Origin of the sequence: Holdemania sp. Marseille-P2844, assembly GCF_900120005.1 — a bacterium.
GTDB lineage: Bacteria > Bacillota_I > Bacilli_A > Erysipelotrichales > Erysipelotrichaceae > Holdemania.
Genome location: NZ_LT635451.1, coordinates 288,560 through 295,991 on the forward strand (window position 1 = coordinate 288,560; position 7,432 = coordinate 295,991).

At 53.4% G+C, this 7,432-nt stretch carries 7 protein-coding genes; 6 read left to right on the forward strand and 1 reads right to left on the reverse strand.

From position 1 onward, the window contains the following. From mutM to pyk, 6 genes are read left to right on the forward strand one after another with little or no spacing between them, the layout of a single operon-like run. Window positions 1–921, forward strand: coding sequence for a bifunctional DNA-formamidopyrimidine glycosylase/DNA-(apurinic or apyrimidinic site) lyase (gene mutM, locus BQ7364_RS08010; protein WP_072684242.1), 921 nt, complete (start codon window positions 1–3; stop codon window positions 919–921). Beyond that, on the forward strand, window positions 833–1,447 hold the full coding sequence (coaE, locus tag BQ7364_RS08015) for a dephospho-CoA kinase (protein WP_072684243.1): 615 nt from the start codon (window positions 833–835) through the stop codon (window positions 1,445–1,447). The genes mutM and coaE overlap by 89 nt, the downstream gene beginning before the upstream one ends. Further along, window positions 1,413–2,633 carry a DnaD domain protein gene (locus BQ7364_RS08020; protein WP_072684244.1) on the forward strand — a complete coding sequence of 407 codons (1,221 nt, stop codon included), beginning with the start codon at window positions 1,413–1,415 and terminating at the stop codon, window positions 2,631–2,633. Before coaE ends, BQ7364_RS08020 begins: the two co-directional genes overlap by 35 nt. A 3-nt stretch (window positions 2,634–2,636) precedes the next feature. Next, window positions 2,637–3,557, forward strand: a complete 921-nt coding sequence (locus BQ7364_RS08025; RefSeq protein ID WP_072684245.1) for an ATP-binding protein — start codon at window positions 2,637–2,639, stop codon at window positions 3,555–3,557. Between the two features lie 57 nt (window positions 3,558–3,614). Beyond that, complete coding sequence (gene pfkA / locus BQ7364_RS08030) at window positions 3,615–4,577, forward strand: 6-phosphofructokinase (protein ID WP_006059031.1); 963 nt, start codon at window positions 3,615–3,617, stop codon at window positions 4,575–4,577. A 17-nt stretch (window positions 4,578–4,594) separates the two neighbouring features. Next, the gene (gene pyk / locus BQ7364_RS08035) at window positions 4,595–6,016 is read left to right on the forward strand and encodes a pyruvate kinase (protein ID WP_229056819.1); all 1,422 of its coding nucleotides are present in this window, start codon (window positions 4,595–4,597) and stop codon (window positions 6,014–6,016) included. A gap of 81 nt (window positions 6,017–6,097) precedes the next feature. Here the strand turns inward: pyk and BQ7364_RS08040 are convergent, their stop codons facing one another. Beyond that, window positions 6,098–7,384, reverse strand: a complete 1,287-nt coding sequence (locus BQ7364_RS08040) for an ISL3 family transposase (protein ID WP_072684247.1) — start codon at window positions 7,382–7,384, stop codon at window positions 6,098–6,100. Between the last annotated feature and the right edge of the window lie 48 nt (window positions 7,385–7,432).

Below are 7,432 nucleotides of genomic sequence, written 5' to 3' on the forward strand. Positions count from 1 at the left end.
ATGCCGGAGCTGCCAGAGGTTGAAACGGTCGTCCGCACGCTGGAACTTTTAATTCCTGACCGCCGGATCGAACACGTTGAAGTGCGCATGCCGAAGATGATTCAGATGGATGCCGGCGAATTCTGCCGGCGCTTAGAGGGACAGCACTTCCGCCGGTTTTCGCGGCGCGGGAAATACCTGGTCTTTCAGATGGATGATGTCTATTTCATCGCGCACATGCGGATGGAAGGAAAGTTTTATGTCCAGCGTCCTGAAGAACCGTTGTCCAAGCATATCCATGTGATTTTCGATCTGGACGACGGGACGCAGCTGCGCTATCACGATACGCGCAAGTTCGGGACGATGGAGCTGATGGAACTGAACGGCGATCTGCGCCACTTTCACGAGCTGGGGCCGGAGCCGTTCGACGACGAATTTAATCCGGACTACTGCCGCGCATTTTTAAAGAAACGCCGAGTTCCGATTAAACAAGTCCTGCTCGATCAGAGCTTTGTCGCCGGCATCGGCAATATCTATGCCAATGAGATCTGCTTCGCGCTGCGGATTGATCCGCGCAAACGCTGCGACCAGCTGACAAAAGCGCAGATCACCGCGCTGCCGGAGGTCACCCGGCAGATCCTGAGCCTGGCGATTGAGGCCGGGGGCAGCTCGATCCGCAGCTATACCTCATCCTTAGGGGTGACCGGCCGGTTTCAGCTGCAGATCCAGGTCCATGGCCGGGAAGGCGAAGCCTGTCCGCTGTGCGGCGGGCCGATCAAGAAGATTGCGGTCGCCCAGCGGGGGACCTACTATTGTCCGCATTGTCAGAAAAAGAGAGGAACGGGAATCGAATATGATCAAAATCGCGATCACCGGCGTGATCGGCAGCGGAAAGTCGACGCTGAGCCAGTGCTTACGAAATCTGGGGTATCCGGTCGCTGACTGCGACGCGATCAGCCATGCGATCCTGCAGCCGGATCAGGCGGGATATAAAGCCTGCGTCGAAGCTTTCGGTCCCGCTATTTTAGATGATCAAGGGCGAATCGACCGGGCGGCTTTAGGCGCGATCGTCTTTCAGGATGCCGCGCGGCGGCGCCAGCTCGAAGCGATCACGCATCCCCTGATCCAGGCGGAATTAAACCGCCAGGCAAAAGCCTCCTCATCGCCGCTGTGGTTTGCCGAGGTGCCGCTGTTGTTTGAAGCGGGCATGGAAAAGCAGTTTGACGAGATCATCACCGTCACCGCGCCGCTGGAAACCATCCTGCAGCGGCTGCAGCAGGGCCGCGGTCTTTCACCTCAGCAGGCGCGGGCAAGGATGGCGGCGCAGATGAGCCAGGAAGAGAAAAGCCGCCGTTCGACGCTGACGATCGTCAACGACGGGGATATTCCCGCAATGCAAGATCAGATTCAACAATGGATCAAGGAGAAACAAGATGGAACTGAAAGCGAAAGACGGATACCGCAGTGAAGTGCTGCGGCCGCTGGGCGCGGACGCGCTGAATTCCTTAATGTCGCTGTATCAGCCGCTGGTCGGCTGCGCCGGGGCGGCGCTGTATCTGACGTTGATCAGCGAAGCCAAGCACCAGCGTTCGTTTGAGCCGCACGGCCGGTTATGTCAGATCATGAACATGGACATCACGGTGCTGGAACGCTCACGGCGCAAGCTGGAAGAAATGATGCTGATGCGCAGTTATATCAAAACCGGAGAAGGCAAGGACAACTACATTTATGTGCTGTATCCGCCGCTGGAAGCCGACCGGTTTTTTAAGCATGAGGTGCTGGGGCGGCTGTACGCGCGGATCATGGGGGCGAAGCAATACCAGCTTTCGCTTAACAAGCTGGCGCACATCGAGCTGTCGCGGGAAGGCTTTGAGGAAGTCAGCGAACAATTCAAAAGCTCGGTCATCGAGAACTGGGACGCCGAGAGCGAGGAACAGTTTGCCAGTATCAAACCGCGGTACAATTTCGACGCCGGCGATCATCCGGCCATTCACTTCGATTACGAGCGCTTCTTAACCCGCGCCAGCAACCTCGTCTTTCCGATTGAAGCGCGCACCAATGAGAATCTGCGCCTGATCGGGGAGCTGGCGACGATGTACGGCTTAAGCGCCGATGAAATGCTGATTCTGGTCGGCCGCTGCACAGACAATACGAACAACACGCTGGATGCGGAAAAGCTGCGCTCCACGGCGTTTGTCATGAAAGCGAAAAAGCCGGCGAAAAAGGTCTCGGACGATCCATACGATCTGCCGCCGGTCGCCTTTCTGCAGTCCAAGCAGAACGGTGTGCCGGTGCAGGACAGCGATAAACGCACGATTGAGAAGCTCATCACCGAGATGAAGATGGATCCGAAGGTCGTCAATATTCTGTTGGAACACGTTTTGTCCATCAGCGATAACAAGCTGGTTCCTTCCTTTGTCGCCTCGCTTGCCGCAGCCTGGATCCGCTCCGGCGTTGATACGGCGGAAAAAGCCATGGCGGAAGCTAAAAAACCACGCGGCCGCAGCGGCCGGGGCGGCAGCCGCAAAGACGTGCTGCCGGATTATTACGTCCAGATGAAGACCGGATCGGAAAAAGAAACCGCAGAAGAAACGGATTTCGATCGTGAAGAATTTGAAGAAATCCGCCGCCGGCTGCGCGAACAGGAGGGCTAAGCGATGGAAGCCGTAAAATGGGGAATCCAACTGAACGAACAACAGCTGAAGGAAAAACAAGCGCTGGCCGCCAAAATGAAAGCTCATCCGCTGGTGCAGAACTTTTTGCAAACCAACGGTCTGGATGAAAGCTGGGTTGAGAACTACCCGTACCGGTTTCATCAATGGATCGACCAGCTGAGCCTGTGCCAGAACTGTGCGGGCTTAAATCAATGCCGCCAGAAACAAAAGGGCGAGGTGCTCGATCTGTCGTATACTGGGTTTCTGACGCTTCAGGTCCGTCCGTGCCGTTATGCCAGGCAGCAGCTGCAGGCGGAAAAGCATGTTCACAACTACCGCATCAACGATTTGCCGCGGCGTTTGTGGACGGTGTCGATCACTGATATCAACATCGACGAGGAAGAGACGGCATACGCGGCAGCGGTGGCGAAAATCTCGCAGAATTTGTTAGCACCGGCGGAAAAAGGACTTTATTTGTTTGGCGCGCCGGGAGTGGGGAAGACTTATCTTGCGGCCTGCGCGTGCAACAGCTATGCCCGTCAGGGCAAGCGCGTTGTGTTCGTGCATGTGCCGACGATGGCTTCACGGATCAAGGGGCTGCTTGACGACCGCGACAGCTTCGAGGACGAGCTGTACGAAATGAAGCGTGCGGACTTTGCGGTGTTCGACGATATCGGAGCGGAAAGCGTGACCTCCTGGCTGCGCGACGAAGTGCTGCTGCCGATCTTCAACGAGCGGATGGACCGTCAGAAACTGACCTGGTTCACAAGCAATGAAAACTTCAGCTCGCTGGAAAATCACTACATGTATAATCAAAAATCCGACAAGGAAGAATTGAAAGCGGTTAGAATTATGGAACGCATAAAAGCCTTGTCGAAAGAGATGAAAATCACTGGAAAAAATCGCCGAAACACGTCGATTTAGTTTCACAATTTTCAAATTCAATGCTATGATATACGGGAAATGACAGGAGGGTTACGTATGATACGAAGAATCGGAATCTTGACGTCCGGCGGCGATGCTCCGGGCATGAACGCGGCGATCCGGGCAGTGACGCGCGTGGCGCTGGCCAACGGCTTTGAGGTCATGGGCATCAAGGATGGTTACCGCGGTTTAGTCGAGGGCAATTACATTCCGATGGATAAATCCACCGTCAGCGATATTCTGAACCGGGGCGGCACCGTACTGGGGTCGGCCCGTTTAACGGAATTCAAAGACCTGGAAATACAGAAAAAAGCGGTGCAGACGCTGCAGAACGCGAAGATCGACGCGGTCGTCGTGATCGGCGGCGATGGTTCTTATCGCGGCGCGATGGCGCTGACGAAACTGGGCATTAACTGTATCGGTCTGCCGGGAACGATCGACAACGATATTCCGGGCACCGATTTTACGATCGGCTTTGACACGGCGCTGAATACCGTCGTGGAAGCGGTGGATAAACTGCGTGATACCTCCAGCTCGCATCATCGTTGTTCCGTCGTGGAAGTGATGGGCAACCGATGCGGCGATCTGGCGGTCTGGGCTGCGATTTCCTGCGGAGCCGAGATCGTCATCACGCCGGAAACGGGCTATGACGAGCTGGATGTTCTGGAACGGCTCCGGTATTTGGACAAAGCCGTGAAGAAACGCCATGCGATCGTCGTCATTTCAGAGAAGATCGCGGACGTCGACGAGTTAGCGCGCAAGATTTCCCAGAATACCGGCTTTGCCGGACGGGCGACTGTACTGGGCCATGTGCAGCGCGGCGGATCGCCATCGCCGAGAGATCGTGTTTTAGCCTCGATGATGGGCGAAAAAGCGGTCGATCTGTTGATGGACGGCGTCGGCGGACACTGTGTCGGGATGATTGACAACAAGGTCACTTCGATGCCGATTGAGGAAGCCCTGTCTTCCCCACGGCATTCCCGGAAGGACTTGTATCGTCTGTTTGACCGGTTAGTATAAGTTGAAGGAGGAAGATTATGTTAGGTAAGAAGACTAAAATTGTATGTACGTTAGGTCCTGCCAGCAACACCCCGGAAATGGTGGAGAAGCTGGCGAAGGAAGGCATGAATATCGTCCGGTGCAACTTTTCGCATGAGGATCACAAAACCCATGGCGAACGCATCGACATGATCCGCGAGGTCAGCGAACGAATCGGCATTAACCTGGCCATTATGCTCGATACCAAGGGCCCGGAAATCCGCTGCGGAATCTTTAAGGATGGCAAGGCTGATTTCTTAAAGGGCGATATCGTCAAGATCTGCCGCGCGGAAATCGAAGGAACGCACGAGCGTTTCCACATCGCCTGCCCGGAACTGTTTGAGGACGTGAAGGCTGGCAATTACATTCTGATCGACGATGGCAAAATGCGCCTGACGATTCTGGAAAACGACGGACAGGAACTGACCTGCCGCGTCGAAAACTCCGGAACAATCAAAACTCGCAAGGGCTGCAACGTGCCTAACGTGAAGCTGTCGATGCCGTTTATTTCGGAAAAAGACGATGCGGATATCCGCTTTGGCTGCGAAAAAGACGTTGACTTCATCGCCGCTTCGTTTGTCAGACGGGCGGAAGACGTTCTGGCGATCCGCAAGATCCTGATCGAAATGGGCAAGCCGACGATCCAGATCATCGCGAAGATTGAAAACCAGGAAGGCTTCGACAATCTGGAATCGATTCTGGAAGTTGCGGATGGCGTCATGGTTGCGCGCGGCGATCTGGGCGTTGAAGTTCAGACACAGTATGTTCCGATTTACCAGAAGACGATTATCCATAAGGCGAATGAAATGGGCAAGCCGGTCATCACCGCAACCCACATGCTGGAATCCATGATGGCCAACCCGCGTCCGACCCGTGCGGAAGCGAGCGACGTTGCCAACGCGGTTCTGGATGGCTCCGATGCGATCATGCTTTCAGGTGAAAGCGCGGCCGGCGAATATCCGGTCGAAGCGGTCAGAACGATGGCGACGATTGCGGAAGCGGTCGAAAAGATCATTCCGTACCGTGAGCGTCTGGATCATTCGATCAAGTCCAGCCGCAAGACGGTTCAGGATGCGATCGGCATCGCGGTTTCCGATGCGACGCTGACGCTGCAGAACGTCGGTGCGGTTGTCGTCTTCACCCAAGGCGGCACCACGGCGAAGCGAATCTCCAAGTTCAGACCGTGCGTTCCAATTCTGGCCGTCACGTTCACCAAGAGCACGCAGCGCAAGCTGGAAGCCTATTGGGGCGTAACGCCGATCTTCTCGGATATCCAGAATGAGCTGACCAATGATGACGAACTGGCGAGCACTATCGCCAAGGGCTACGGCTTGAAGCCAGGCCAGCTGATCATCATGTCCGCCGGTTACCCAACGGGCGAAGGCAGCGCCAACATGATGAAGATCATCGAAATAAAATAAGGGCTCTTTCAAAAATGGTGTTGGTGAGAGAAAAACCGAAACAAGAAAGACGCAGATGAGTTCCAGAAATGGGACTCATTTTTAATTGAGAAAACGGCAGGGAACTAAGGTGTTAGAAATAAGTAAAATGCGGGTCTTAAATTGAATGAAAGAACGATAACCGAAAGCCAGGCGCTTGATGACCTTAATCAGATTATTCGTACCTTCAATCATGCCATTAGAAAATGAGTAAGTCAAGGCGTTGATCACTGCCTCTTTCCGTTCCACTAAGGACTGAATGGCGGTATTCATGGGCTTGGAGATCAAAGGATCGGGATTCAGACAAGCTTGGAGGAAGGCGTCAGGATCTTTCCGGTTGAGCGCGGTAAGGAGACTCTGATAGAGCTCATAAGTCGCCTTGAGCTCGGGATCCAGTTCAACTAAGAAGTGGACAATGTCAATTTCGCGCATCAGAGATGGAAAGCAAACCCATTTTTTGAAGTCCTGATCATTCAGGTCATCTTCAAATTTAAGAAGGAGTTTCCAATAGCGTTTGAGCTTATTGTAATGAGGCTTACTCTGATTCATGAAATTGACGCGGGTCTTATTGAGAGCGCGGCTGAGCAGCTGAACGATGTGGAAGCGGTCAAGAATGATCTTGGCGTGAGGGAAACAGTGGTGAACGACAGAGAAGTAAGGGGAATACATATCCATACAAACGGTTTTAACGGCTTCGCGGGCTTTCCTGGAATAGCTCATGAAATAGCGGATGAGAACGGGCATTCTGCGATCAGGAAGGATATTGAGAATCTGACCGGATTCTGCGTTAAGAAAGAGAAAAGACATTGAAGCATCAACCCCTTTGACAGAGCGAAACTCGTCAAAACAGAGATGAGGGGGAAGAAAATTCCGCTGGACTTTAAAATCCTGATAGAGCTGTTGAAGAAGGGAATTCACCGTGGCATGAGAAACAGAGTGACGGAAAGCGATATCTTTTTCAGAAGTCTTCATCTTGGCGTCGAGGGCAATGGAGAGACGAGTGTTATTGGAAATGAAACAATGAGGGAGAACGATGGAAGTCGAAGCCGTAAAAGTATGGCCGCAATGTTTACAAAGGAAGCGTTGTTTTTTGAGGCGGAGATAAGCGGGGCGGCGGGAAACGGAAGGCAGGGTGATGAGGGAGGATTTCGTACCATGTTTGATGATAGCCGAGCCGGGGTTGGAGGACCCGCAGAGAGGACAGGAAGAGGGAGGGTCATAAGAAAGCGAGCCGGAAAAGACAAGGGAGTCAACACCACGAATCGACTGAGAAGAGACACAATCCTCAGAGAAATGAAGATGAGGGTCTTTTAAATTGAGAACAGATACGATAGAATGAGTAATGGACATAGTGAGATTTCCTTTCTGTAATTTGTGGTGATTTTATTGTAACGGAAA

Bases quoted from the DNA above. Each gene is read 5' to 3' on its own strand.
- BQ7364_RS08020 (WP_072684244.1), top strand. From the start codon at position 1,413: ATGGAACTGAAAGCGAAAGACGGATACCGCAGTGAAGTGCTGCGGCCG.
- pyk (WP_229056819.1), top strand. From the start codon at position 4,595: ATGTTAGGTAAGAAGACTAAAATTGTATGTACGTTAGGTCCTGCCAGC.
- mutM (WP_072684242.1), top strand. From the start codon at position 1: ATGCCGGAGCTGCCAGAGGTTGAAACGGTCGTCCGCACGCTGGAACTT.
- coaE (WP_072684243.1), top strand. From the start codon at position 833: ATGATCAAAATCGCGATCACCGGCGTGATCGGCAGCGGAAAGTCGACG.
- BQ7364_RS08025 (WP_072684245.1), top strand. From the start codon at position 2,637: ATGGAAGCCGTAAAATGGGGAATCCAACTGAACGAACAACAGCTGAAG.
- BQ7364_RS08040 (WP_072684247.1), bottom strand. From the start codon at position 7,384: ATGTCCATTACTCATTCTATCGTATCTGTTCTCAATTTAAAAGACCCT.
- pfkA (WP_006059031.1), top strand. From the start codon at position 3,615: ATGATACGAAGAATCGGAATCTTGACGTCCGGCGGCGATGCTCCGGGC.